Source organism: Winogradskyella luteola, assembly GCF_019203985.1.
Taxonomy (GTDB): domain Bacteria; phylum Bacteroidota; class Bacteroidia; order Flavobacteriales; family Flavobacteriaceae; genus Winogradskyella; species Winogradskyella luteola.
Map to the genome: position 1 here is coordinate 54,275 of NZ_JAGSPD010000001.1, position 25,629 is coordinate 79,903.

The window sequence follows — 25,629 nt, forward strand, 5'->3', positions numbered from 1 at the left end:
CTTGGTTAACCATCGTTACCATTGTCAGTGTCACCATCACTTATGTAAGGTACTTCTTTAACCTCTGGTTTAGAATTATCTAATGTAATTAAATCATCTATTTTGCTAGCTAAATACATGTGCGCACCAGCAGAATTTTTGTTTAAAACATTTGTCATTAAACAAACAATATATTTCACACCATTATCGTGCTCTACGATAATTACAGAATTCATATAATTGAATACGTTACCAGCATACGATTTACAGTTGGGGTCTTTTTTTCTGTCGCATTTATAATAACTTCCAGATTTAAAATACACTGCGGCACTGTCTAATCTTGGTGATTTAGCATACCTGATTCGTCTATCAGTAATATACAAGAGACGTTTCATCTCTAAACTCGATTCTTCATCAATGACTTTTCCTTGTTCTAAACTTACCAAATACTTCATCAGTCCTTTTGGTGTGCCTATACTTCCGCCCTTTCTACCTACATATTTTGAAGGTTCTCTAGTGAACATTCCTCCTAACCTCCATTCTTCTTCTGTAATTCCTAATTCTCGTAATGGTTCGTTAACAACGGTATTTGCTAAGTTGGTTAGAGAGTCTCTAGGTGTTTCCTTAAAATACTCCTCCGCCTGAGTTTCAGTAAGATTCACGTAATCCGCACCAAAAGCAGCCATTAACATTGCTTCTCTATACATAACACTTGCAGCACCATTATTGCTCACAGACACCATATGGTCTAACCATTCGTATAGTGAAAACTCATCGCTAGCAATAACTTGTCTCTTAATCAATTTGTCTTTTTCAATATCGTAAATTGGTATGGTGTGATGGTCCCCCGTACCCCAATACCTAGATGACACTTTAATATCTTTGAGGTACATTACACGATCCTCCCAAGAATCTGGGCAAATCTTTGCCAGTTGATAAAATACAGCATTCATTACCGCTATTTTACCAACACTGCCAGGCTGATAACCGACATTTTCTCTGTATTCTGCATACTGTAAATTATTTGGATTGGACATGTCCAACACTGCGGCAGAATACGACCCGCTAGGAAACAGACTATTAATGCGCTTTGCAAAGTCTTTGTTCTCCAACAAAATAATATCGAGGCTATCTTTAACCGATGTTAAATTCAGTTTTATTTCATCTAGTTTTTTATAAGCGCCAATTGGTATTCTATTGTACGGAATACTATCCTCTATCATTTTTTGAATTTGATACAAACGTTTTATCCCAGTACGCTCGTAACCATCTATGGGATAGATTGTAAATCCAAAAGACATGATAATTGCAATAACTAAGGTTACTTTAAAAAAGGTTTTCATAAGTCTAATTTTGATTTACGATTTATAATCTTTCCACTATCTACTTTAGGGGAAATTGATGCTAGATAAGCAGAGCTTTTTGCAGTCTTATTTTCAACAAAAGGTCGAATTTGAAATAGCCATAATTTGTTATTCTTAAACCCAAATTCAACGTCATACGCTTGTGATATAGACTCTGACTCTGGTTTCCTTTCCGATCTTATACGCTTCGCAATCGATCTAATATCCTCGATGTTCTTAGAATTAAGGATTGGGGATTTGAAACCTGTATAATAGCGTTTTGTACCTCCATTTTGCGGTAGCCTTATATAATCTGGCTGACGTGCTGGTGCTAATACAGAGTTACTACTTTGAGTAATCAATCGGGTTTCTGCCAACTGTCCATCCACAGCTCCACCTGCACCTCTACTAAATGCTACCGTAAGATCATTATCATTACCAGAATTGATTCCCTTTGTTATCATAACGCCCGAATAATCCACATCTACACTAGGTATAATTAATATGGAAGGAAAAACGTTCTCAGGATTTGATAAATATTTCTGTCTCCATTTAAAACTACGCTCTGTGTAAGCTGAAGCCCAAACGCGTTTAATTCCGTTGAGAATTTCATTTTTATCAAGAATATTAAATAAAGTTAAATTAAGACCTGCCCCAGTGAATTCCTTAAGATCTTCCATATTGGTGTCACTTCTTAAAAACACTGGCACATTGCCGATTGATTTGCCAAAAATAGATGTGAATTGTAATTCTAAATCGCTAGTAAATTCTGCTTTCAAAGGTATATTGGTTATAGCTTTGTGCAACTTTTCTAAAGCAGCCAACTGAAAAGCTTCTACCTCAGAATCAATAATGCCTTGCTGCTTCTTGCTTTTTGCAGTTTTAAATGTATCATTGAGATACTCCCAATACGATTTAGATTCTTCTGGCATGGGCTGGTCCATGTGTGCTCTAAAAATTCCGAATGGAATTACCAATCCCTCTACTACGTTATTGGGAAATGCTTTTTTTAATTCTCCTAAGTTAGCAGCTTTAGGGCCACAAAACTTTCCTGAATCATTAGCATCAACATTCCGCATATTTACTACGCTGGTTTCATTAAGTTGTATCTGATCCGTTGGAACCTCTACAATAGCTTTGCTTCGTTCCTTTTTTGCAAAAAGCTCCTTTTCTGCTTCAGACATTTTATCGGCAGTTTTGAGAATTAAGTTTCCTCTATTTGAGACAGCATAAAATACTTCTTTACCATTGTGCTTCATTAACGCTTTGAGATTATCATAAGACAGTGCAGCATTTGGTATACCCAAGTTTCTAGCTAATAATTGAACATGGGATACCAAATTACCTTCAGAGACCGTCATAATACCCGCTACAGGTTTTAAATCGTGTGGTGGTCTTTCAAAAATATAAATCTTTTTAGAATCTACTTCAATTTCATCAGGATTACCATCAACAACGACCAATTTCCCAAATGCGTAACCAGGGTTTAGACCTCTAAAGCTACTAGAATTACTTATCCCTAAAACATCATTATTTAAATTAGTAATTGAGGCAAAAAAATCACCTAATTTACTCACCGATTCCCCTAAACTAAGTGCAACACTACTTCTTACTTTATCGTCTATAAAACCATAAGCCAGAGGCTCAAACACTGTATAATTTTCTACGACATCTATATAATTGGCTTTAGCCATTGCAGCACTCCACTCAACTACACTTCTTGCTATATTTAGAAAATCAGATAATTTCTCCACTGTTAAATCTTCTGAGGAGTAAATATCATTTAAGGTAATTTCAATAGCATTGTACTCCCATTCTTCAATTAACCCTGTGCCTTTAGCAGCACAAACCAATGTCAATATTTTATGTAAGCCCTGATCTAAATTTGCAGGTTTCCATTCTTGAGTCTTTGTTAGCAGATAATGTTCCAAATCGTTTGAAATATCCAAGACCGTTAATCTATCCCTAGCAGAAGAGAATGATAAAACACCTTCCCTTATAGCATTAAGTGCTTCAGTAATATTTGGAATTATAACCTCAACTTCTGAATCTGTATTCGTTTTTACAAAATCCAGTAAATGTGATGTAACGTCGTTAGACTTTGGCAGCTTATCAATTTCAGCTTTAAACTTTGACAAATCTAAAGATGCATAATTGGTTTTCATGGTACCGATTAAATCCAAAAAATCATCTTTAAGCGCATTACTGATTTTTGACCTATGCTTCTCAAAAAATGCTTCGACTTTTGCAACATCTGACGCTTCTGGTTGTCCATGAATCTTTATCCTTAAATCCATAAAGGGACTGTAATCCTCTGAAATTGTCTTGGATTGACTACGCATCAATTGTGCTATGTTGCTATCACCATTGTGCGGAATATCTTTTAAAGCCTGCTTAATGAGGTAATAATTGTTCTCAACAAAGTGTTTGTCTTTGAGAATGGTTTCAAAAAATTCCCTTCCCCAAACTTCTTCATCTTCAGATTGAATGGCGCCTCTATAAAACTGACCCCTTCTTAGCACCCAACCATCGTCTACGCTTGCAAGATATTTGTTGATCTGGTATTGTTTTAAACGGTCGAAATTTTTCTTTTCATCAAGAAATTCATATTTATCATTCGAAGCTAAAATCTCACCAAAATACAAACCATTGGTCTTTCTGAGACTTAAAGCACTCTCCTTAAATGTAGCATGTTGAATACCGTCAATCCCGTCTGGACAAGGATCTTTTGGATCTCTTACAGTACCGTCTTCACAAAACCACTTAATGCGGTAATATGGTCCTCTTATATCATTTTTATAAGACGTTATTAAATCTTTAATCTGGGTACTGGAAAGGGATTTTTGTGCAGCTATACTTTGAATGGCAAATACACTTGCTAAAACAACGGTTAGGGCTTTCATTCTAAATAATTAAAATATAATACAAATGTAACGTTTTTAGGTACTGCATAAACAGAAGGGATGTATTGCGTTAACATTTATATGCATTGTATCCATTAACATCTAAAGTATGACGATACATACTATTCAAAATAATTTCCCATAGTAGTTTAAATCTACGATTTCGCCTTTGGTAGTTTTATAATCTCTTCGGATTGTCCCTTCCAATTCAAAACCATTTTTAAGGATAACAGCAATACTGCCTTTGTTTCTAGAATTAGCCCTACATAAAAGCTTTATGAACTCATATTCTTTAACTATATGGTCCACCACCAAGCTTGTGGCTTTAGAGATAATGCCCATTCTTTCGTATCTGCTGTCTATAAACGACCCTAATTCTGCCTTAGGCACATTCATATCTATATTTTTTACATCCACCAGCCCAACAAATTCATTGGTATCAATATCTATAATCATGTAAGGCAAATAGCTAAGGGTTTTGATTCGTTCTTGTATATCATCACAATAGTTAAGAGTATCTTCTAGAGTTCTTGTTTTTGATACTGTTCCTGCAAAGAAATCCTCAAGTCTTGCTCTATTTTTATTAATTAAGTTATAGAACGCTTCTCCTCCACTTTCGCTTAATAGTTCGATTTTAAAATTGCTAAAAGTCATAGGCTATCTATCTAATAAGCGTCTGTGGTAATTAATTTGTCCTAAATGATAGGCTAAATGCGTCGTTAAATGCACTAGAAAATACTCGGTAGTCATAGGTTCCTTAAAAACACTAATCTTATAGTTCTGTTGTAAATCGGCTTCGGTCAATTGGCTCAATACGTCTTCTACAACTGCAATAGTATCATCAACATGTTTTATCAATTCTCTCCTAGGGACATCTTTAAGAGAAAATTCTAAATCCCGTTGCCTTATATATGCTGTATTGCCTAGAATCGCCCCTATAAAATGATTTAGGTTGCCTACCAAATGTAAGCATAGGTTGCCAGCAGAATTAGACACCAATCCATCAAGCTTCCACAGATTAGCTTCATCATTATACAAACTGATTTCCTCCTTCAGCTTATATAAATCTCTTTTAAACAGCTTTCTTAAAGTCTCTGTTAGCATATTGAATTGTTGTTGAATATTAATGTAATATCTATCCAAAAATAGGCAATAATTGACTTACTTTTACGCTATGCAAAATCAAAAGCGGTCTCAATTTGAATTCGTCGTCTTAATGGCTGCTCTAATGTCTATTGTAGCATTATCGATTGATGCTGTATTGCCTGCTTTACCAATGATTGGTGACTATTTGAGTGTTTCTAATCCATTGGACAACCCTAAATTGATTACATCAATATTTTTAGGGCTTGGTGTAGGCCAACTTATTTTTGGTCCGTTATCCGATAGTTTTGGTCGCAAACCTATTGTTTATTTTGGGTTTATACTATTTATAATTGCATCCATTATCTGTATAACGACCAAGAGTTTTGAAATGATGCTTTTTGGTCGTGTGTTACAAGGTATAGGTTTAGCGTCGCCGAGAACCATGTGTATTGCTATGGTTAGAGATTCTTATGATGGCGATTATATGGCTAAAATTTTATCTATTGTAGTGATGGTCTTTATTTTAGTACCTGTCGTTGCACCTACCTTGGGACAATTTCTTATGAACCATTACGGTTGGAAATTTATATTTACCTTCACACTTGCTTTTGGTGTTTTAGTTATGCTTTGGTTTTGGCTGAGACAACCAGAGACCTTAAAAGATAAATATAGAATTCCGTACCGATTATCTATTTTTAAAACAGGAACTATTCAATTTTTGAGAATCAGACCTGCCGTAATTTACACATTGCTTTCAGGGTTTATTACAGGCTCGTTTATGGTGTATTTGAGCACATCTCAGCAAATTTTTGAAAACCAATACGATTTGGCAGAAGAGTTTCCTTTAATATTTGCCAGTTTAGCTATTTCGGTAGGCTTAGCAACCTTTATGAACAGCCAACTTGTTGTAAGATTTGGCATGAAATGTATTGTACATTTGGCCATGCTAAGCTTTGTATTGACTTCATTGGTTTTTATTGTCTTGTTTAACTCTGGCAATAACCCTAGCATAGAAGTCTTAATTGCTTTTTTCGCTATTCAATTTTTCACTATAGGATTCTTATTTGGTAACCTGAGAGCCCTGGCTATGGAACCGATGGGACATATTGCAGGTATCGGATCTGCATTAAATGGATTTATTTCTACTGTAATGGCGGTACCAATTGCTAATTATATTGGAGGTTTTGTTACCAATTCTGTAACTCCGCTGTTTATCGGCTTTTTGGTCTGTGGACTGATTTCTCTGGTATTATTTTATGCAAATAGCAATAGAGTTAGAAAAACTATCGGAAATCTCACTTAAATAAGTGTCACATCCTTAAAGTATTATTTTGCCAAGCTTAGTACTTAAACTCAAAAGGGACAATCGTCAAAATATTTCCAAACTACCTTTACCTTCCCTTATAATCTCTGGTGGTTTAACAGATAAATCTATAATGGTAGATGCTTCATTACCTCCATAACCTCCATCAATTACAACATCGACTAAATTATTCCATTTTTCTAAGATGAGTTCTGGATCTGTAGTATACTCAATAACCTCATCTTCATCTCTAATAGATGTGGACACAATTGGATTGCCAAGTGCGTTGACCAAAGCCAAAGCAATAGAACTATCCGGCACTCTAATACCTACAGTTTTTCGTTTTTTAAACGGATTAGGGAGATTTTTAGAACCGGGTAAAATAAACGTATATGCACCAGGTAATGCACGTTTTAAGATTTTAAAAGTCGTTGTGTCAATTTGTTTTGCATAATCACTAAGATTACTCAAATCCTCGCAAACGAAAGAAAAATTAGATTTTTCGAGCTTTACACCTTTAATTCTCGCTACACGCTCTAAAGCTCTGATATTAGTAATATCGCACCCTAAACCGTAAACCGTATCAGTAGGATATATCACCAATCCGCCGTTTTTCAAAACTTTTACAACTTTTTGAATCTCTTTGGGATTAGGATTTTCGGGATATATTTTAATAAATTCAGCCATCAATTAAATATACGCATAAATACTAAAAAAAATATAATTTTCATCAATACTGTAACATTTAGCATTAACTTACAGTCTATATAGTATGCATCAATCAATCAAAATCATCATTACCCTGTTTATTTCAGCGAGACTTTTCGCTACAGAAGTCTCACCGCCTGAAGCTAAACCACCAATTATTTTTACCAAGGCCGAAATAGTGAACGCTTCTACTACGCGTATTCCTTTTAAGGTTGTCGATCAACTCATAATTGTTGAAGTAGAATTACTAAATCAAGAAGGTAATTTTATTATTGATACGGGATCGGAGTCTCTTATCCTAAATGGCAATCATTTTAAACCCACACGAAAATATAGAGATGATGGCAAAAATAAAAGTGGCGTACATAGGGAGATAGAAAGTATCAAAGAAAAATATTTAGATTCTTTAAGTTTTAATAGGCTCAGCTTAAAAAAACTCAATGCCGATGTAATCGATCTTTCGCACATTGAAAAAGCAAAGAAAATTAGGTTGCTAGGCATTATTGGTTATAGTATTTTAAAAGATTTTGAAGTCTTTATAGACATGCACCTTAACCAATTGACCTTAACCAGAATTGATAAAAACGGTAACAAACTATCTGATAAGGTTTATGCAGAAACCATTAATGACAGCATTGATTTTGAGCTTAAAAAGCACACTATAATTTTAGAGGCATTTGTTGGCAATAAAAAAGTTAAGTTTGGTTTAGATACTGCTGCAGAGTACAATCAACTCAACAAAAAAGTAGATTCAGAAATTTTAGACTACTTTTACCCTAGCAAAGAATTAAAACTTACAGGTGCAAGCGGTAAAAGGAAAAAAGTTTTGGCAGGGAAATTGTATAGAGTTAAGTTGAACGATTCAATTTACTTTGGACCAATGAAAACTGTGCTCACCAATTTAAGAAAAATGAACAATGCTTTTGGCACAAATCTCGATGGTATTTTAGGTTTTGAATTCTTCGCTCAAAAAAGAACCATTATTAATTATAAAAAGAAGAAGCTCTACTTTATTAAGAGTCCTATCATTAAACCTTGAAAATAAAATTAAAATATTTTCACTTTTTTATTTTTCTACTACTCTTTTCGTTTAATAGTTATGCACAAGACAACACTATTAAAGGTTATACGATAGAAGGAGAAGATGTCATTTTTATATTCAATATCAATGATTACCCAAACATTAAAAATAATGGTGACACTGTAGATAATGTCTATGTTTCAGGCGAATTTAATAATTGGGCAAAGGATCAATGGAAGATGAACAAAGTCAATGATTCCTTATACAAGCTGAGAAAAAACTTGTCCCTATTTACTTCAGATTTTGATTGGGAATTCAAATTCATAGTTAATAGTGAACACTGGGCCGAGCCTTCCAGCGATTTTGAAAACATTGTAGATGCCAGAGATTACAAAGGTCATAGACTGATGGTTTATAACCTAAAATTATATAGTGCCTTTGCAACAGATTATGGAAACGTAAGCTTTAAACTTAAAGGCTACAAAGATGCCGAAAGTGTCATATTATCTGGTACGTTTAACCGTTGGGATGAATCTGGGTTTGTAATGAAGCCAACTGAAGACGGTTGGGAAGTAACCCTACAATTAAGACCAGATATATACCAATATAAATTTATTATTGATAATCATCATTGGATAGAAGACCCTCATAATCCATCAAAAATTGAAAATGAATTTGGCGGTTTTAATTCAGTTATTGATGTTCAAAAAAATATTGAATTCATATTATGCGATTTTCAAGATGCCGAAACCGTTATATTAAGTGGTGATTTTAATGATTGGTCCGAAGACAATTATAAAATGGAAAAGATAAACGATTGCTGGACCTATAGCATAAGATTATCTGGTGGGAAATACCATTACAAATTTATTGTTGATGGTGAATGGATAACTGATCCTTATAATACAGTAAAAGAGTATGATGGCAAAGGCCATATAAATTCTGTTTGTATGGTAAAGTGATTAACTTATCACTTCGAGCTTTGCAAAGCGCAATAATAGCTTTTTGGTATCACCATTTTCAAATTTAATTTCTGCTTTTAAATCTCCACCTTTACCTTCAATATTCATCACTTCTCCCCTACCAAAGCGTTGGTGGTTTACTACATTACCTACCGTAAGCTTACTATCAAATAAGTTTGAAGTATCATTAGACTTACTGACAGGCTTTAATTTTTTTGGAGTACTAATTTTGAAATTTTCTGGTTTCTTTTTCGTTTCTTTCTTTTTAAACTTTGGAGATTTAGGTTTTACAAATCGTATTTTATTCGGTTCAACATCACCAAATATTGAAGCATCTAACATTGGGTTAAAACGTTGCTCTTTGAGTGGAGTTGTAATATTTATATATTCGTCCTCTATTTCTTCAATAAATCGGCTAGGCTCAGCATCAATGAGTTTTCCCCAACGGTAACGTGAAACCGTGTATGTTAAATAGGCTTGTTTTTCGGCCCTGGTCAATGCCACATAAAACAAACGGCGTTCTTCTTCGAGCTCGCTTCTAGTATTCATACTCATGGCACTAGGAAATAAATCTTCTTCCATACCAACAATAAATACATGTGGAAATTCTAACCCTTTTGCCAAGTGAATGGTCATTAAAGCCACATGGTTGGGATCGCCTTTATCACCATCTAAATCTGTGGCTAAAGCTATATCTTCTAGAAATTCCGCTAAGGAATCCCCAGCATCAGCTAATTCAATTTGACCTTCAACAAAATCCTTTATACCATTCAGCAATTCCTGCACGTTGTCCATTCTGGTAACACCTTCGGGAGTTCCGTCTTTATTTAGCTCTCTAATAAGTCCACTTGTTTTGGTAACGTGTTCGGCCAAATCAAAAGCATTGGCATTTTGGTTCATTACTTTATAGCTCTCAATGAGCATTACAAAATCCCTAAGCTTATTTTTGGTTCCATTATTAATATTGATAGTTACGTTATCAATATCCTTCATAACATCATAAATCGTCTTACCAGTTGCATTTGCAGCAACTACCAAACGGTCTATGGTCGTTTGTCCTATACCTCTTGCTGGGTAGTTTATAACACGTTTTAAAGCCTCTTCATCTGAAGAATTTAAAATTAAACGTAAATAGGCTGTAACATCCTTAATCTCTTTACGCTGATAGAATGATAAACCACCATAAATTCTATACGGAATATCACGTTTTCTTAACGCATCTTCAATGGCACGAGATTGGGCATTAGTACGATACAGCACAGCGAAATCGCTATTTGGTAATTGCTGGTTCATTTTGGTTTCCCAAATCGTGCTCGCTACATAACGTCCCTCATCACCATCTGTCATAGAGCGATGTACAATTACTTTTTCACCTACTTCATTGGCCGTCCATACAATTTTATCGAGTTTGGTTTTATTGTGCTCAATAACTGAATTTGCCGCACCAACAATCATTTTTGTAGATCTATAATTTTGCTCTAAACGATAGACTTTTACATCGTCATAATCTTTTTGAAAATTGAGAATATTATTGATGTTCGCCCCTCTAAATGCATAAATACTCTGTGCATCATCACCAACAACACAAATATTTTGAAAACGATCCGACAAAGCTCTAACGATTAGATACTGAGAATGGTTAGTATCTTGATACTCATCTACCAGTATGTAACGAAATTTGTTTTGATATTGAGCTAAAACATTCGGAAAACGCGTCAACAATTCATTGGTTCTTAGCAATAAGTCATCAAAGTCCATAGCGCCAGCTTTAAAACAGCGGTCTACATACTCCTTATAGATTTCTCCCATTTTAGGACGACGTGCCATGGCGTCTGCTTCCATCAATTCAGGATTACTAAAATAGGCCTTGACGGTAATTAAGCTATTTTTATAAGATGAGATTCTGCTATAAATCTGCTTGGTCTTATAAATATCCTTATCCAAACCCATTTCCTTAATGATTGAGCCCAAAAGCTTTTGGGAATCTTGAGTATCGTAAATCGTAAAATTGCTCGGAAAGCCTAAATGGTGCCCTTCAAATCTTAGAATCTTGGCAAATACAGAATGGAATGTCCCCATCCAAAGATTCTTTGCTTCACTATCCCCCACAATATCTGCAATTCTACCCTTCATTTCGCGAGCAGCCTTATTGGTAAACGTTAGTGCTAAAATATTAAACGCATCTACTCCTTGACTCATCAAATATGCAATGCGATACGTAAGCACACGAGTTTTGCCAGAACCAGCACCAGCAATGACTATCATCGGACCGTCTTTCTGAATTGTTGGTGCTAATTGGGCGTCGTTAAGTTGACTGAGATACTTTTCCAAAGTTTGATTTTTTCGAACTGTGAAAATACATATAGTCTTAGATTTTTCCATACTTCAAGACCATTAATTATAAACAATATATTAAGAGTTTTCTTTTACTAAATTTCAATATATTAGTCCAAATTTTAAATCATAAATGGATACCATTTCAGAATTTTTAAGTTCAATTCCTTGGTGGCTTTGGGTTATTATGGTAATTGCTATCGTTGCCATAAGAGATATTTTTTTTCAGCGTAGACATACTATTAGTCATAATTTTCCTGTTGTTGGCCATTTGCGCTATCTGTTGGAAAGTATTGGGCCAGAAATGCGTCAGTATTTCGTAGCCAACAACAGAGAGGAACTGCCTTTTAACCGTATTGAACGTGGATGGATTTATGCCTCCGCAAAAAAAGAAAACAACTACGAAGGTTTCGGAACCGATAGAGACATCTATGCACATCAGCATATTTTTATAAATAATGCTATGATGCCCTTCAAGGTTAAAGATGACCATCCTAGCAAAACAGATAAGACCTTTGCGCCATGTGCCAAAGTTATGGGAGAATACAATAAACGTAAGCGACCATACAGACCTGCATCGATCATTAATGTATCTGCCATGAGCTTTGGATCTTTATCAGCCAAGGCTATCGATTCCTTAAACAAAGGTGTTAAAATTGCTGATGCATACCACAATACTGGTGAAGGCGGATTGTCTCCTTACCACAGTAATGGTGGTGATGTCGTCTTCCATTTCGGAACAGGTTATTTTGGAGTTAGAGCCGAAGATGGCGGATTTTCTATGGAAAAAATGATAAAACTTGTTGAAGATAATCCATTTATAAAGGCTATTGAAGTAAAGCTTTCACAAGGAGCAAAACCCGGTAAAGGTGGTGTTTTACCTGGTGCAAAAATAACTAAAGAAATAGCAGATATTAGAGGTGTAGAAGTTGGTAAAACCGTCTTATCACCTCCAAATCATAAAGCTTTCTCTAACGTTCCTGAATTGGTTGATTTTATAGAAGCCATCGCAAAAGCCACAGGGTTGCCAGTAGGCATTAAAGCCGCTATCGGGAAACTCGATGAATGGAAAGAACTTGCCGAAATCATGAAAAAGGAAAACAGAGGCCCTGACTTTATTGCTATTGATGGTGGTGAAGGTGGTACCGGTGCAGCTCCACCAAGTTTTGCCGACCATGTGTCCTTACCTTGGATTTATGGCTTTAGTGATGTCTACAAATTGTTTCAAAAGCATGATTTGACTGATCGTATTGTATTTATTGGTAGTGGAAAACTTGGTTTTCCGGCTAAAGCCGCTATGGCATTTGCCATGGGAGTAGATTGTATTAATGTGGCGCGCGAATCGATGATGAGCATAGGCTGTATCCAAGCACAAATTTGTCATACCAATCGTTGTCCTGCCGGCGTAGCTACACAAAGTAAATGGTTACAAAATGGTATTGATGTGCCCTTGAAATCTGAACGCTTGGCACAATATTTTAAAACCTTTAGAAAAGAATTGATAGAAATTACCCACGCCGCTGGTTACGAACATCCTTGTCAATTTACCATGAATGATATTGAAATGAATGTCGATGACCATAACTTAGCCAAAAACTTTGATCAAACGTTTAGATACGAAAAAACGCCTATTGCATTTAAAAGTATGCAACATTTAAAAGATTGTGTTTATCTTGGCGGAAAAAAGAACAACTAAATTTATGGAACAACAGCTTTTAGATCTTTTAATGTATTCAGTTCCTGCTTTGATTACAGGAGCGATTGCATATTTGTTTTTTAGAGAACATGTAGAAAACGAGAACAACCGTCGTAATTTTTTAATCACAAAAGATTTACAAAAAGAAGCCTTTCCTACTAGGTTACAAGCTTATGAGCGTATGTCGCTTTTCTTAGAGCGCATCGCTCCTTCAAAGTTGCTTACCAGAATTCATCCAACATCCTCAAATAATGAGGATTACGAAAATTTACTTATAGCAACAATCGAACAAGAATTTGAACATAATTTATCACAACAAATCTATGTCAGTGACCAATGTTGGAGTATTATCATGGCTGCTAAAAATGCTACTATTCAACTTATTAGAAAAGCCAATATGAATGATAAAACCGACACAGCAAACAAATTACGTGAAGTCGTTTTAACCGAACTTATGGACAGACCCGCACCGAGCAATGCAGCGCTTTCCTTTATAAAAGAAGAAGTTGCAGAGTTGTGGTAGTTAGATTTAGACGAGTAAATAATCAAAATTCTAAAAAATAGTCTGATTAACTTCCAATAGACAATTTCATTTAAGTTAAGGTAAATTGAGATTCACCATAAACTAATCAGAGTGCTTTTGCTCTGCATAATCATAACCTTGTTGCCACCATTTTTCCATTAGGCGTTTACTGAAAATTAGAGAGTTTTCGGTTAAGCTTGTTGGCGTATAATACAAGTTAAGCTTTACATTTTTATTCATAGCGGCTAATTTTCCAATAACTATATCGTTTCGCTCAACTTGGTCAAGTAAGTGCCCGAATAAATTCATCATTAAAGAAAATGGGTTTTTACCCAACACACGTTGCTTTCCCATATTTTCAGCCTCTAAAACCACAGCATCAACTTCGGTAGCACCACGAATAATAGCTTCTCTAATCGGAATTACGCAACCCAAACCTCCATCTGCATATTCGTAACCATCCACTTTAGCCAAAGACATAAAGGGAATATAATTGCACGAGATCCATACCCAATTGCAAAACTCTTCGTAGGTACAATCGTTTATAGACTTATACTCTACTCGGTTCATTGATAAGTTAGATACGGTAACAACCACATCGTGTTTTGTTTCCTTAATTTTCTGATATTCTTGATGTGTAAAGTTCTCTCTGATGTTTCGCTTTAAAGCCTTGCTTTCCCCAAAAGTACGCTTCATTCTAATAAACTGCCACAGTGAATTCATAAAGTCTATAGACACATATTCCCTATCCCCTTTTTTTCGTTGTACAAAAGGACTAACGCTAAAGATGTCTTGCTGCTGCACATTAGTAAAAATATCGTAGAGCTTAGAAATATCATTAACGGCTAAATGTGGTACTAAAAGACTTCCTGTAGAAGTACCCAAAAACATATCATAGTTTCGCTTTTCGCGCTCTATAAGATACTGCGCAACTCCACCTGCAAAAGCACCTTTACTTCCTCCACCAGATATAACCAATGCTCGCATTACTCTTTGTTTTGAAGTTTTTCTGAAAATTCTTTTGCAAATTTAACCAATCTCCAATTGTGGTGAGACTTAGCATTCTCGATATTTGATATGCATTTTTCATTACAGGATTTTATGAGGTCTAAATATTGAAACGCGCTAATTCGTAAATCGGCATTGTATTTCTCGTCTGTATAACTAACCAATTCTTCAAACAACCCTTGTTTATTATCTGCTTGATAAAAAGGTGTGCTAAGATTTAGAACAATCCATAGCAATCGTACGTTTTTATCACTAAGACCAACCACATTTCTGGTTTTTGACAAATATTTAGCACGTTCTTCTGGAAAATTTGACCAGAGGTTATAAAGTGCATTTTCAATGGTCATGTAAGATTTATCATTGAGTAATGATTCGTACTCCTCTTTTAGGTTTTTAGGAATTTTAGTTACGTACTGCGATATGGCCTGTCTTACTTTTAGTCCATGCTTAAATGTATCTTTAGTGACCAAATCCGGAGCTTGGGAAATAACTTTTACCTTAGCCTCATCAGACACATAATACTTGAGATATTCTGTACATTTAGACGATTTTGTCTGGCAATCTACCATGAGATACTCATTGATATAGGTCGAATGGTTTTTAAGTAAGTTGAATGCCGCATCAACAGGAAACTCTTTTTGTTTTATCCAAAGATTTACAAAGCCATATAGAGACTTTCCATATAAACTCTCAACTTCAGAAATAAAATCTGAAGTTTCAACATTAGCAAATTGATGTTTATTTAAATAATTCCTTACAGCCTGTTTAAATATGGCATCACCAACTTTATTACGTAAAGCATGTATAACCCAAGCTCCTCGTTGATAAAACGTCAGACTACTTGATTTTGGATTTAAAAGCGAAGTGCCTTTACCAGCAATATCCTGTCGACCCAAATCTACAGCAGACTCATAAAGTTTGAAAAAATAATGGTTGTCGTCAAATATATCGCGCTCGGCCAATAATGCATAGTAAGTTGCAAACCCTTCTTGCAACCAATGATGCTTGCCAGATTTTGCCGTTACAAGGTTACCAAACCATTGATGCGCCAACTCATGGGCATTGACATTGATGTAGTTTTTATCATTAAAGCCAATGGAATCCACCACAAAAGCATCCGAAAAAATCGTGCAACTTGTATTTTCCATTCCTGCGTACAAAAAATCGTGCACGGGAACTTGCTTATAGTTTTGCCAAGGATAAGCAAAACCAATTTCTTCTTCTAAAAAATCGAACATTTGTTTGCTGTAACGATAGGTTGGTTCAACCTTTAATGAATCTTCCGGATAATAGTAATATTCTAAAGGAATTCCGCTTTTTGAAGTTTCTATTTTTTTATCGTATTCGCCAATAGCCAAAGCGACAAGGTAACTTGGCATGGGCATTTGCATATTGTAATTCCAAGTTGTCGTAGAATCATTAACATGCTTCTTCTCTAATAGTCCGTTAGAAATAACCTCATATTTTTTATTATGGGTTATCTTTAGGTCAAATTGAATCTTATCGTTAACATCATCTATACTTGGCAACCAATTACTGGTATATTTACCTTGGCCTTGAGTCCATATTTGCAAATTTCCATTTCGCTCTACAAAATAAAGTGCTTTTTTGGGTGTTGCAGTGTACTTGAAGCTTAGATGATATGTTTCATTTTTTTTGAAGTCACTGTATATAATTAGACGTTTCTCGTCATTTTTAAGCACCATTGGCACGGATTTGGCATCGGTGTTGTTTTTAATCAATGTTAGATCAAAAAATTTCATTTGTCTAGCATCAATGTATACTGAATCAATATCCTTTATAATATCAAACTCAAAATTAAGAACACCTTTAACATTCGTAGAATCAGGAATAAAAAACAAATCAGCATTGAGTTGCTTAAAATCCACATAATCCGTTTGCTGAGCAAAAGACACGCTTAGTAAAAAGAAGACCGAAACCGACAGTAATTTTTTCATACTATAAAACTATACAAGGATAACGCCAAAGTACAAATTTATGGTATTACAAGTTAAGTTGCTGGCTCCAAAAGATCAATAAATGTCTCAATGAAACTATTTTTACTGAATGGTACAAATTGACTATTTTTAGTCTATGAAAAAGCACATTGTTGTATTAACCGGCGCTGGCACTAGTGCCGAAAGTGGTGTCAAAACATTTAGGGATCATGATGGACTTTGGGAGGGACATGATGTAATGCAGGTCGCTTCCCCCTTGGGTTTTAGAGATAATCCCGAACTGGTTTTAGATTTTTACAATCAAAGACGACGACAGCTAAAAACTGTTGAACCCAACCAAGCACACAAAGATTTAGCCAAGCTAGAAACGGATTATAAGGTGACCATAGTCACCCAAAACGTTGATGATTTACATGAGCGTGCCGGTAGTAGCGATGTAGTGCATCTTCATGGTGAATTATTAAAGGTGAGAAGTACAGGAAACCCAAGCGACATAAAAGATTGGACAGAAGATCTCAACTTAGGTGACACATGTGAAAAAGGACATCAGCTAAGACCTCATATTGTTTGGTTTGGAGAAGATGTACCCATGATAGACATTGCTATGAAAATTTGCTATGCAGCCGATATATTGGTTATTATTGGCACGAGTATGCAAGTCTATCCTGCAGCTGGTTTAATAAATTATGTACAACCAGATACACCAATTTATTACATTGACCCTAAACCTGCCGTGACGAGAAACCCTAACATTAACGTTATCGCCAAATCGGCTACCAAAGGTATGACAGATCTCTTAACTATTTTAAAAACCAGTTAATATAAAATTTTGCCATACCAACTTAGTCAGTTCGATTAATCGCCATTTTTCAAATAAAGGTCAGAACATCATTATCACTCCGACCTTTTTAAGGTATGTGAACTTAATAGATTATTCATCAAATTTTGTAAATATAATAGTGAAGTCCTCTGTTACACCAACATGTTGATCGTTAACCTCATCATAAAGTTCCATTTCAAAACCATTTAGTATAGTAACTGTTATAGTATTTCCAGAGATGGTTCCGACTATATCGCCTTGCTCATCATCATTTTCGACTGTAATGGTATTTCCATCTTGTGTCCAGGTCGAAGTTAATCCAAAACCATTTTGGCATTGATAAGCCTGCTCATTGTTAATATCTACATAAACATTAGTAAAATCGATATCTATGATGACATCTCCATCATCAAAAAATTCGATAAAATTTCCATCGTAACAAGGAGTTTCTTCAAACAAATCTCTTGAGGTTGTACCATCTCCGTTAAAATCGAAGGACGATTCTACTAAAAGTGAACTTACAAGCCATCGTCCTTCTGGAGTTAAATTTGTGTTTCCATCATCATCAGAAGAACAAGACGACATAGCGATACATAGTACAAAAAAAATTAAAGATTGAATTTTAGTTTTCATATTAGTGTTGATTTTGTTATTCGTCACTATATAGAAATACTAAAAGAATGTCATCACTAAATGCAAAAACAATTTAAAAATAATAATGACCACACTAATCATTATCACTCAACTTAAAAAAGTCATTAACGGGTTTATTAAATACTTTTGAGAGCTTTAACGCTAAAACCGTTGAAGGTACATAACGATTAGCTTCTATTGAGTTTATAGTTTGGCGGGAAACCCCTATTTTTTTAGCCAAATCATCTTGTGTTAAGCTTAAAATGGCACGTTCTACTTTAATTGTATTTTGCATTATCTATTGCGCTTTAAGACTTCAAAAAACATCATCTGAATTAACAGCATAAAAGATAATACCTGAAAATAACTAAAACCATTGTTTTCGCTAGCTTCATACAAAAAATTATGTATTACATAATCTACTACAGGTTGTATCAAGGCATATAAGACTCCGATAATAAATGCCAAAGTAAAAGACTTGGCACGCAAGGATACGATCATCTCGTCTTCCATCTTTTCTTTGGATAAGATAATGATGAGAAGCCCCACTAATAATACTTTTCTTAAAATATCTTTTAACCATAAAGGCTCTGCTTCTGTAAATTTTAGACCTATCATAGTTAAAAAAGTGACCAAGCATAATACTGTCCCAATAGTTTTCCAACGGTTAGATAACTGAAATTGTGACCATTTTTCAATTTTGGTACGCTCACATTCTATAATCTTTTTGGTATTCATAATTGACAAATATATTTCATATTAAGTAAAATTATTTTTACTATATGACAAATATACTTTACATTTTTTTATTACACAAATTGAATTTAACATACTTTAATTTATCAAAATTTTCCTCAAAATTCGTTTAAGATTTAGATAAGTCTATTACTGGGCTTAATAGATATATTAAAACAGACAAAATCACTAAAATCAACAAAAATCAAAACTACCGATTCTTTTCCTCTATCCACTTGCTCAAATACTTGGTACTTTGCAACGTTTGATGTTGTAACATATTCCCAATAAAATTATTTTGTCGATGCAATTTTAAATTTTCTTTTAACTCTTCAAGCTTATTGAAAAATGCACCTTCAAAATCAGACATATTATAGCGTTGCTTTAATACTTCAAATCCATTTTGTTGTTTGCCTTGCCAAACCTTATTATTAGTATAAAGCTCAACAGCTTTTAATGTAAAAGCAGTTGAATTGTCTTCAATAAAACCTGGTACCTTCAAATTACCAAACATACCTTCTGCTGCAATACTGGACATTATACAAGGTGTTCCGTTTTGTATCGCATCAATCAGTTTACCTTTTAGTCCAGCTCCAAAGCGCAAGGGCGCCAAACATACTTTTACATTTTGCATCACTTTGTTTACATCTTCAGTAAATCCCTTTATTAGAAATCCTTCCTTTTCATTGAGCAATTGTGTTACTTTTTGGGATTCATAAGCGCCATAAACATGTAACTCAGCTTTTGGTAATTGTTGTCGTATTAAGGGCCAAATCGATTGTTTAAGGTATAGAACCGCATCATAATTTGGTGGATGCAAAAAATTACCAATGGTAATAAAATGTTGTCGTTCTTCAAACGTTGGTAATTGATTTTTGTTTGCTTCAGAAATTGGCTCTAGCAGAAATGGCAAATAATAGAGTAAGCTTCTATCAATTTTGAATTGCTTCGTCAATACTTCAATTTCGGCTTCCGAAATAATTAGGTTCAAATCGCAACGATACATACTAGCTATTTCGCGTTTTGCAATATCGTTCTGTAAATGTTCTACTGAAACTTCAACGTCTTCCTTTAAAGCCAATTGCCTGGCTTTTCTTAAACCATGAAAATCTTCAGTATCCAATATTCGTAGTGCATCAGGACATTGCTCAGCAACACGCCAACCATATTGTTCTTCAGTCATAAACCGATCGAACATTACAATTTTTGGATTTAATTCAGATATAAAAACATCAAACGAGATGTCATTCAAAAGAATAGCTTGCGTTTTTACATCAAGCTGAGATAAATCATAAGTGTTATTAGACGTTTTGGCAGCACAAGCAAATGTAATTTCATAACCATTGTTCTGAAACAGTTGAACTAATTGCAACATTCTACTGCCAGCAGCAGAACTTTTGGGCTCAGGCCAAACCAGACCAATTATTAATAATTTTTTCGAACCCATAAACTACTGCTAACTATTCAATACGGTCACAAACTTATTACTGTGGATCTTTTAAAAACGAATATTTTATTCGTGCGGCTTTTGCCCAAGACACCATGGCATCAATCTGTTCTTGAGATAACTTTGCATAACCATGTGACCACGTGTAGCTTTTCAACGGCATGGTTTTGGCCTCAACCATTTCTATTAACTCCTCAAGTTTATGATCTTTTTTCTTCTCGTTGTAGTCCTCCCATTTTGATACATTGAAATGTCCCTTGCCATGGTCTATATGACTCGCCAGCCAATAATTAACAGGTGTTACGGCATTATACCAAGGATAGCGTGTATGGTCACTGTGACAGTCTAAGCAAGCATTTTTTAAAACCATTTTTACATCTTCTGGTGGATTGGTGTCTGCAAAGAATGCATTGACCGAAACGATATTGCCATCGTTCTTTTCTGGACCAAAAAATTGCGCAATTATAAAAACTATTAAAAGTAGTAGTCCAAGTTTTTTTACAATCTTCATTTTTGATTAATTTTAAGGCTCAAAATTAAGGATTTTCTATTGACAAAAGCAGAACTTTATAACGAATTAAGTTACGTTAACCACTCTCGCGAAAAACGATTGTATTACGCCAATCTGGTTATTGATAATCCAGAACTGATAGCGCCACTTTTGGAGATTCTATTCGATGTGGATGATAAAATATCTTGCAGAGCAGCTTGGGTTTTTGAGTTTATGTGTGGTGAAAATCTTGAGGAAATCATTCCGCACCTAGACACATTTACCCAAAATGTCTCTAAGGTACATTTAGACTCAGCTGTGCGACCAATGGCTAAAGTCTGCGAATATTTAATAAAAGCTAATTACTCTAAAGCAGACCATAAAATAAAGCACCATCTTACCGACATACACAGGGAAAGAATTGTTGAAGCCTGTTTTGATTGGATGATAAATGACGAAAAAATAGCACCCAAGGCCTACTCAATGAATTCGCTCTACCTGTTAGGTTCTGAGTACGATTGGATCCATCCGGAATTGGCCATGATTTTAGAGCGCGATTTCTCAATGCAAAGTTCTGGGTTTAAAGCTAGAGCTAGGCATATTTTGAAGAAGATAAAACAATAATTAGTTTAAAGTGGTGGTATTAAGTGTCTCGCAAAACTACCTCTAAAGAAGAACGCAAACTGAATACTGAGACTGCAACCACAAAATTTATACTTTATACCAACATACTTTTTACTTAACACTAACATACTTCAAACTAACTTCACTATCTTTGATGCTTCAAAATTTTACAGCAAATGGCACTTACACAGCTTAGCGCAATTTCACCAATAGATGGTCGTTACAGATCTAAAGTTGAGGCTTTAGGGAACTATTTTTCTGAAGAAGCATTGATTAAATATCGTGTTTTGGTAGAAATCGAATATTTTATTGCATTATGTGAATTACCATTACCTCAATTAAAATCTGTATCTAGTTCAGTTTTTGAAGATTTAAGAGCCATCTACAAAAATTTTACTCCAGTAGATGCTTCAGCAATTAAGGACATAGAAAAAGTTACCAATCATGATGTTAAGGCTGTAGAATACTTTATTAAAGAAAAGTTTAATGCTCTAGATCTGTCGGATTACAAAGAGTTTATTCACTTCGGATTAACATCACAAGATATTAATAATACAGCGGTTCCTTTGAGTATTAAGGAAGCCATGAACGATGTTTATGTTCCTGAATATCAAACTTTATTAGAGAAAATAGAAGGGTTGGCTAAAGAATGGGAAGCCATACCAATGTTGGCAAGAACGCATGGTCAGCCTGCATCACCAACACGATTGGGCAAAGAAATTAAAGTGTTTTCAGCACGATTAAAAGAGCAGTTTAACTTATTAAATGATATACCTAGTGCTGCTAAATTCGGTGGTGCTACAGGAAATTTTAATGCACATAAAGTTGCCTATCCCAATGTAGATTGGAAAACCTTCGGAACCAAATTCGTTCAGGAAAAACTGGGTTTACAGCATTCTTTTCCAACAACGCAAATTGAGCACTACGATCATTTGGCTGCTTTGTTTGATGCCCTAAAACGTATTAATACCATTATTATAGATTTAGATAGAGATATCTGGACTTACGTATCAATGGATTACTTTAAACAGAAAATAAAAAAGGGTGAAGTTGGCAGTTCTGCTATGCCACACAAGGTAAATCCTATAGACTTTGAAAATAGTGAAGGTAATTTAGGAATTGCCAATGCTATTTTTGAACATCTATCTGCCAAACTGCCTATTTCGAGATTACAACGCGATTTAACAGATAGTACTGTTTTAAGAAATGTTGGTGTGCCATTTGGCCATACAATTATTAGTTTTAAATCTACTTTAAAAGGTTTAGGTAAATTATTATTAAATGAAGCTAAGTTTCAACAAGACTTGGATAATAATTGGGCCGTTGTTGCAGAGGCGATACAGACCATACTAAGGCGTGAAGGCTATCCTAACCCCTATGAAGCCCTTAAAGGATTAACACGCACCAATGAAGCAATTACGGAAACATCCATTTCTAACTTTATAGATACATTAAAGGTTTCTGACTCTATTAAATCTGAGTTAAAGGCGATTTCACCAAGTAATTATACAGGTATTTAAACTTACATGCCAATGAAACTCTTTCCCTTAAGTAAAAACGCCATGGCATTAAGCTTTATAGGTATTATTGCTATTGGCTTTTTTGTTGCCGGTTTATTTGAAGTATTGGACTATTTTATAATAAAAGCTTTGCTATTTAGTAGCTCTGGTGCTTTATTTTTTATTGCCTTAAACTATGCTTTAAAAAATGAAAGCAAAAAAAACCGCCCTAAAGATTAACTTCAAGACGATTCCCATTAACATTTTAAATAATTGTCAGTTTATTTAAAAAAACTCTTTTAAAAGTCCCAGTTGACCTTCATCTACATTAGAACTTTCTATAATATCAGATAGTTTCATAAGTTCCCCAGCATTCATATTATCGCCCAGAACTCTCACTATGGCAAAACCTTTGTCACTTGAGCTTCCAAATACAATAAGCTCATCAATACTTGTTTCAGATTCGCCTAAAAATTTCACCACAAACTTTCCTTCTTTTGTAGATCCTCGCATTAGTTCTTCATACTTAACATCATTGAGAATACCTTTTACCTTCTTTAATTCTAGCTTGTATTCTTCAGTATTATCCTCAGATAATTTAAAAGCAAGTATGTTAAGCTTATCTACAGACTCATAGGCTTCTCGTTGTTCGTCAGTCATATCTACACTTTCAACATTCAATAAACTTGTTGGTGCATCTATAGAGATAAAACCGTTTTTTTCCTGATTATTTACATAATAGGTTTGTAATGTTGGTCCTTGGTTGCAACTCGTAAAAGCCGCAACCAAAAACAACACCACTATTGATTTTTTGATTGATTGTAACATTAGTTCTTAGTTTTTCTTTCCTGCTTTTTTCAATTGCTCACCACCTGGCATATCGATTTGATTTGCGATTTTTGATACCTGTCTTAAATCAATATCTCCAGTTAAGGTCATAATTACAGTTTCAAACTCACGTTTCTCACCATTAATTTTAACTTCGCCACCTGTCATTTCCTTAAGTCCGGTGATAAACATTAAAAGCTCTTTAACATGGTTTTCGTCCTTTCCTTCTTTAACATAGAACTTAACGGTTTGCTCACCATCTTTAATTCGCATCAGCTCTTCAAGATCAGATGATTTTAAATACTTGGTTACCGTGGCTTTCATGTCTGATGATATACCTTTATCTCCAGTAGTGAATACTTTAAAGCCTGTAATGCTTTTAGCCATCTGTACATATTCCTTAGCTTCTGGATCATCAATATCGACACCCATAGTGGCCAACATCTTAAACATTTTTTGATTTAAAATAACCGAAGTTACACCTTCTAAATCTTCAAACTTATCAAATACACTCTGACTGAATGAGGTCATCGAAGTAAGCATTATCGCTGCTATAATTACTATTTTTTTCATAATTCTTGTTTTTAATTTTTGTTTTTAATTCTTTAATAATTTGTTTGTTGTTTTACTAAATTCTGCAACGTGGCTGGCTTTTTCCAAACCAACGTTAAAGTTTTCAGAAGCTAAGCTTAAGGCGTTTATGCTCGAAGTTCCATCGCTGAACTTATCTGAGAGCATCGCCAAAGCAGCTTTAGTTTCTAAATACATTTTTTGCTCTTCTGGCGGATAATCTGCCAAAGTTTTTGGGCCATTATTCCAATTAGGAATAAATATTCCAAGCATAAGAACAACAACAGCTGCGACAGAAATCCATTGGTACAATTTTGTGTTCTTAGGTTTTAATGGAACGTCTTTTGTGTACTGTTCTTGTTGCGATTGCGAAAAGTATAAGAACATTGGTTTGTAATGTTCTAAATGTGGGGCTACATCTCCGTTTGCAAAATAGGCTCGTAATTGAACTTCTTCCTGTAATGTAGTCTCTGCATTATTATACTTTTCTAATAATTTTTCTATATCATTTAATACCATAGCGATGTGTATTAGTTAATTTTTCTCGTATTGTTTTTCGTGCTCTAGATAATGCAACTCTTACTGCTGTTTCGCTCATATCTAACATTTCAGCTATTTCGGCAAAATCGTATTGTTCTATATCTCTTAGCTGCACTATTATTTTTTGTTGTTCGGGTAAATCTTCCATAATCTTAGATACCCAATCTATACTATCTCTGGCTTCAACCTGTTTTTGTAATGACGAATTGTTATCTGTATAATTACTGTGAACAATTTTTAAATTTTGTGCTTGCTTGGATTTTAACCGGTCCAAACAAAAATTCTTTGTCATGGTCATTGAAAAGGCTTCCACATTTTTATAATCACTTATCTTTTCTTTATTTCTCCACAATTTCAACAGTATCTCTTGCGTAGCATCTTCAGCTTCTTCACGAGAAACCAGTAATCGTTTTGCTAAACGAAACACTTTATCCTTAAACGGCATTACTAAGCTTACAAAATCTGCCTGCTTCATTACTAATTTGATTGGTAGTAAAGTCGGTTTATTTCCTTCTTCATACTTACGACGATACACATTACATTTTGTTACAAAGTTTTTTTATTTGTAATAATGTAAGTAAATTTAGGGTTTTACAGACATAAGTAAGAAATTGTTATA

The 25,629-nt window shown here is 34.6% G+C and carries 26 protein-coding genes; 9 read left to right on the plus strand and 17 right to left on the minus strand.

The genetic code is table 11. From position 1 onward, the window contains the following. Positions 1-5 precede the first annotated feature (5 nt). From KCG49_RS00260 to KCG49_RS00275, 4 genes are all read right to left on the minus strand, one after another. Positions 6-1,322: a serine hydrolase gene (locus tag KCG49_RS00260; protein WP_218544177.1), complete on the minus strand. Its 1,317-nt coding sequence runs from the start codon at positions 1,320-1,322 to the stop codon at positions 6-8. Continuing rightward, on the minus strand, positions 1,319-4,225 hold the full coding sequence (locus KCG49_RS00265; protein WP_218544178.1) for a PEP/pyruvate-binding domain-containing protein: 2,907 nt from the start codon (positions 4,223-4,225) through the stop codon (positions 1,319-1,321). Before KCG49_RS00265 ends, KCG49_RS00260 begins: the two co-directional genes overlap by 4 nt. Positions 4,226-4,351: 126 nt before the next feature. Next, positions 4,352-4,879 (minus strand): GNAT family N-acetyltransferase, encoded by a 528-nt coding sequence (locus tag KCG49_RS00270; protein ID WP_218544179.1) that lies wholly within the window; start codon positions 4,877-4,879, stop codon positions 4,352-4,354. Between the two features lie 3 nt (positions 4,880-4,882). Further along, a complete protein-coding gene (locus KCG49_RS00275; RefSeq protein WP_218544180.1) occupies positions 4,883-5,329 on the minus strand; it encodes a DinB family protein in 447 nt (148 codons plus the stop codon). Between the two features lie 70 nt (positions 5,330-5,399). Here KCG49_RS00275 and KCG49_RS00280 point away from each other — a divergent pair, with 70 nt between their 5' ends. After that, complete coding sequence (locus KCG49_RS00280) at positions 5,400-6,614, plus strand: multidrug effflux MFS transporter (RefSeq protein WP_218544181.1); 1,215 nt, start codon at positions 5,400-5,402, stop codon at positions 6,612-6,614. Positions 6,615-6,680: 66 nt separating this feature from the next. Here KCG49_RS00280 and KCG49_RS00285 read toward each other — a convergent pair whose 3' ends face one another. Then, positions 6,681-7,301 carry an L-threonylcarbamoyladenylate synthase gene (locus KCG49_RS00285; RefSeq protein ID WP_218544182.1) on the minus strand — a complete coding sequence of 207 codons (621 nt, stop codon included), beginning with the start codon at positions 7,299-7,301 and terminating at the stop codon, positions 6,681-6,683. A gap of 85 nt (positions 7,302-7,386) precedes the next feature. Between KCG49_RS00285 and KCG49_RS00290 the strand changes: the two genes are divergently transcribed. Next, positions 7,387-8,361: a pepsin/retropepsin-like aspartic protease family protein gene (locus tag KCG49_RS00290; protein WP_218544183.1), complete on the plus strand. Its 975-nt coding sequence runs from the start codon at positions 7,387-7,389 to the stop codon at positions 8,359-8,361. Then, a complete protein-coding gene (locus tag KCG49_RS00295) occupies positions 8,358-9,305 on the plus strand; it encodes an early set domain-containing protein (protein WP_218544184.1) in 948 nt (315 codons plus the stop codon). The genes KCG49_RS00290 and KCG49_RS00295 overlap by 4 nt, the downstream gene beginning before the upstream one ends. Here the strand turns inward: KCG49_RS00295 and KCG49_RS00300 are convergent, their stop codons facing one another. Further along, entirely contained in the window at positions 9,306-11,636 is a 2,331-nt protein-coding gene (locus tag KCG49_RS00300; protein ID WP_218544185.1) for an ATP-dependent helicase, read from the minus strand. A gap of 136 nt (positions 11,637-11,772) precedes the next feature. Between KCG49_RS00300 and KCG49_RS00305 the strand changes: the two genes are divergently transcribed. Together KCG49_RS00305 and KCG49_RS00310 are read left to right on the plus strand one after the other, a co-directional pair. Next, positions 11,773-13,335, plus strand: coding sequence for an FMN-binding glutamate synthase family protein (locus KCG49_RS00305; RefSeq protein WP_218544186.1), 1,563 nt, complete (start codon positions 11,773-11,775; stop codon positions 13,333-13,335). 4 nt (positions 13,336-13,339) lie between these two features. Then, positions 13,340-13,858, plus strand: coding sequence for a DUF7935 family protein (locus KCG49_RS00310; protein WP_218544187.1), 519 nt, complete (start codon positions 13,340-13,342; stop codon positions 13,856-13,858). A gap of 102 nt (positions 13,859-13,960) precedes the next feature. Here the strand turns inward: KCG49_RS00310 and KCG49_RS00315 are convergent, their stop codons facing one another. Together KCG49_RS00315 and KCG49_RS00320 are read right to left on the minus strand one after the other, a co-directional pair. Beyond that, entirely contained in the window at positions 13,961-14,845 is an 885-nt protein-coding gene (locus KCG49_RS00315; RefSeq protein WP_218544188.1) for a patatin-like phospholipase family protein, read from the minus strand. Continuing rightward, positions 14,845-16,824, minus strand: coding sequence for a M1 family metallopeptidase (locus tag KCG49_RS00320; protein ID WP_218544189.1), 1,980 nt, complete (start codon positions 16,822-16,824; stop codon positions 14,845-14,847). The genes KCG49_RS00315 and KCG49_RS00320 overlap by 1 nt, the downstream gene beginning before the upstream one ends. Positions 16,825-16,960: 136 nt before the next feature. Between KCG49_RS00320 and KCG49_RS00325 the strand changes: the two genes are divergently transcribed. Beyond that, positions 16,961-17,644 carry an SIR2 family NAD-dependent protein deacylase gene (locus KCG49_RS00325; protein ID WP_218544190.1) on the plus strand — a complete coding sequence of 228 codons (684 nt, stop codon included), beginning with the start codon at positions 16,961-16,963 and terminating at the stop codon, positions 17,642-17,644. A gap of 111 nt (positions 17,645-17,755) precedes the next feature. Here the strand turns inward: KCG49_RS00325 and KCG49_RS00330 are convergent, their stop codons facing one another. From KCG49_RS00330 to KCG49_RS00350, 5 genes are all read right to left on the minus strand, one after another. Further along, a complete protein-coding gene (locus tag KCG49_RS00330; protein ID WP_218544191.1) occupies positions 17,756-18,277 on the minus strand; it encodes a hypothetical protein in 522 nt (173 codons plus the stop codon). 94 nt (positions 18,278-18,371) lie between these two features. Beyond that, positions 18,372-18,572 carry a helix-turn-helix transcriptional regulator gene (locus KCG49_RS00335; RefSeq protein ID WP_218544192.1) on the minus strand — a complete coding sequence of 67 codons (201 nt, stop codon included), beginning with the start codon at positions 18,570-18,572 and terminating at the stop codon, positions 18,372-18,374. Then, positions 18,572-19,015, minus strand: coding sequence for a hypothetical protein (locus KCG49_RS00340; protein ID WP_218544193.1), 444 nt, complete (start codon positions 19,013-19,015; stop codon positions 18,572-18,574). Before KCG49_RS00340 ends, KCG49_RS00335 begins: the two co-directional genes overlap by 1 nt. A 208-nt stretch (positions 19,016-19,223) precedes the next feature. Next, positions 19,224-20,459, minus strand: a complete 1,236-nt coding sequence (locus KCG49_RS00345; RefSeq protein WP_218544194.1) for a glycosyltransferase — start codon at positions 20,457-20,459, stop codon at positions 19,224-19,226. Between the two features lie 37 nt (positions 20,460-20,496). After that, positions 20,497-20,970 carry a heme-binding domain-containing protein gene (locus KCG49_RS00350; protein WP_218544195.1) on the minus strand — a complete coding sequence of 158 codons (474 nt, stop codon included), beginning with the start codon at positions 20,968-20,970 and terminating at the stop codon, positions 20,497-20,499. A 39-nt stretch (positions 20,971-21,009) separates the two neighbouring features. Between KCG49_RS00350 and KCG49_RS00355 the strand changes: the two genes are divergently transcribed. The 3 genes from KCG49_RS00355 to KCG49_RS00365 all read left to right on the plus strand — a co-directional run bounded on the left by KCG49_RS00355 (position 21,010) and on the right by KCG49_RS00365 (position 23,312). Beyond that, positions 21,010-21,573: a HEAT-like fold family protein gene (locus tag KCG49_RS00355; protein WP_218544196.1), complete on the plus strand. Its 564-nt coding sequence runs from the start codon at positions 21,010-21,012 to the stop codon at positions 21,571-21,573. Positions 21,574-21,749: 176 nt separating this feature from the next. Then, a complete protein-coding gene (purB, locus tag KCG49_RS00360) occupies positions 21,750-23,093 on the plus strand; it encodes an adenylosuccinate lyase (RefSeq protein WP_218544197.1) in 1,344 nt (447 codons plus the stop codon). A 42-nt stretch (positions 23,094-23,135) separates the two neighbouring features. Further along, complete coding sequence (locus KCG49_RS00365) at positions 23,136-23,312, plus strand: hypothetical protein (protein WP_218544198.1); 177 nt, start codon at positions 23,136-23,138, stop codon at positions 23,310-23,312. 45 nt (positions 23,313-23,357) lie between these two features. Here KCG49_RS00365 and KCG49_RS00370 read toward each other — a convergent pair whose 3' ends face one another. From KCG49_RS00370 to KCG49_RS00385, 4 genes are read right to left on the minus strand one after another with little or no spacing between them, the layout of a single operon-like run. Next, positions 23,358-23,900: a GFO_1091 family lipoprotein gene (locus KCG49_RS00370; protein ID WP_218544199.1), complete on the minus strand. Its 543-nt coding sequence runs from the start codon at positions 23,898-23,900 to the stop codon at positions 23,358-23,360. A gap of 6 nt (positions 23,901-23,906) precedes the next feature. Further along, positions 23,907-24,473 (minus strand): GFO_1090 family protein, encoded by a 567-nt coding sequence (locus KCG49_RS00375; protein ID WP_218544200.1) that lies wholly within the window; start codon positions 24,471-24,473, stop codon positions 23,907-23,909. Between the two features lie 24 nt (positions 24,474-24,497). After that, a complete protein-coding gene (locus KCG49_RS00380) occupies positions 24,498-24,989 on the minus strand; it encodes a PG0215 family putative anti-sigma factor (protein WP_218544201.1) in 492 nt (163 codons plus the stop codon). Beyond that, positions 24,976-25,485, minus strand: a complete 510-nt coding sequence (locus tag KCG49_RS00385; RefSeq protein WP_218544202.1) for a GFO_1088 family ECF-type sigma factor — start codon at positions 25,483-25,485, stop codon at positions 24,976-24,978. Before KCG49_RS00385 ends, KCG49_RS00380 begins: the two co-directional genes overlap by 14 nt. Positions 25,486-25,629: the final 144 nt, after the last annotated feature.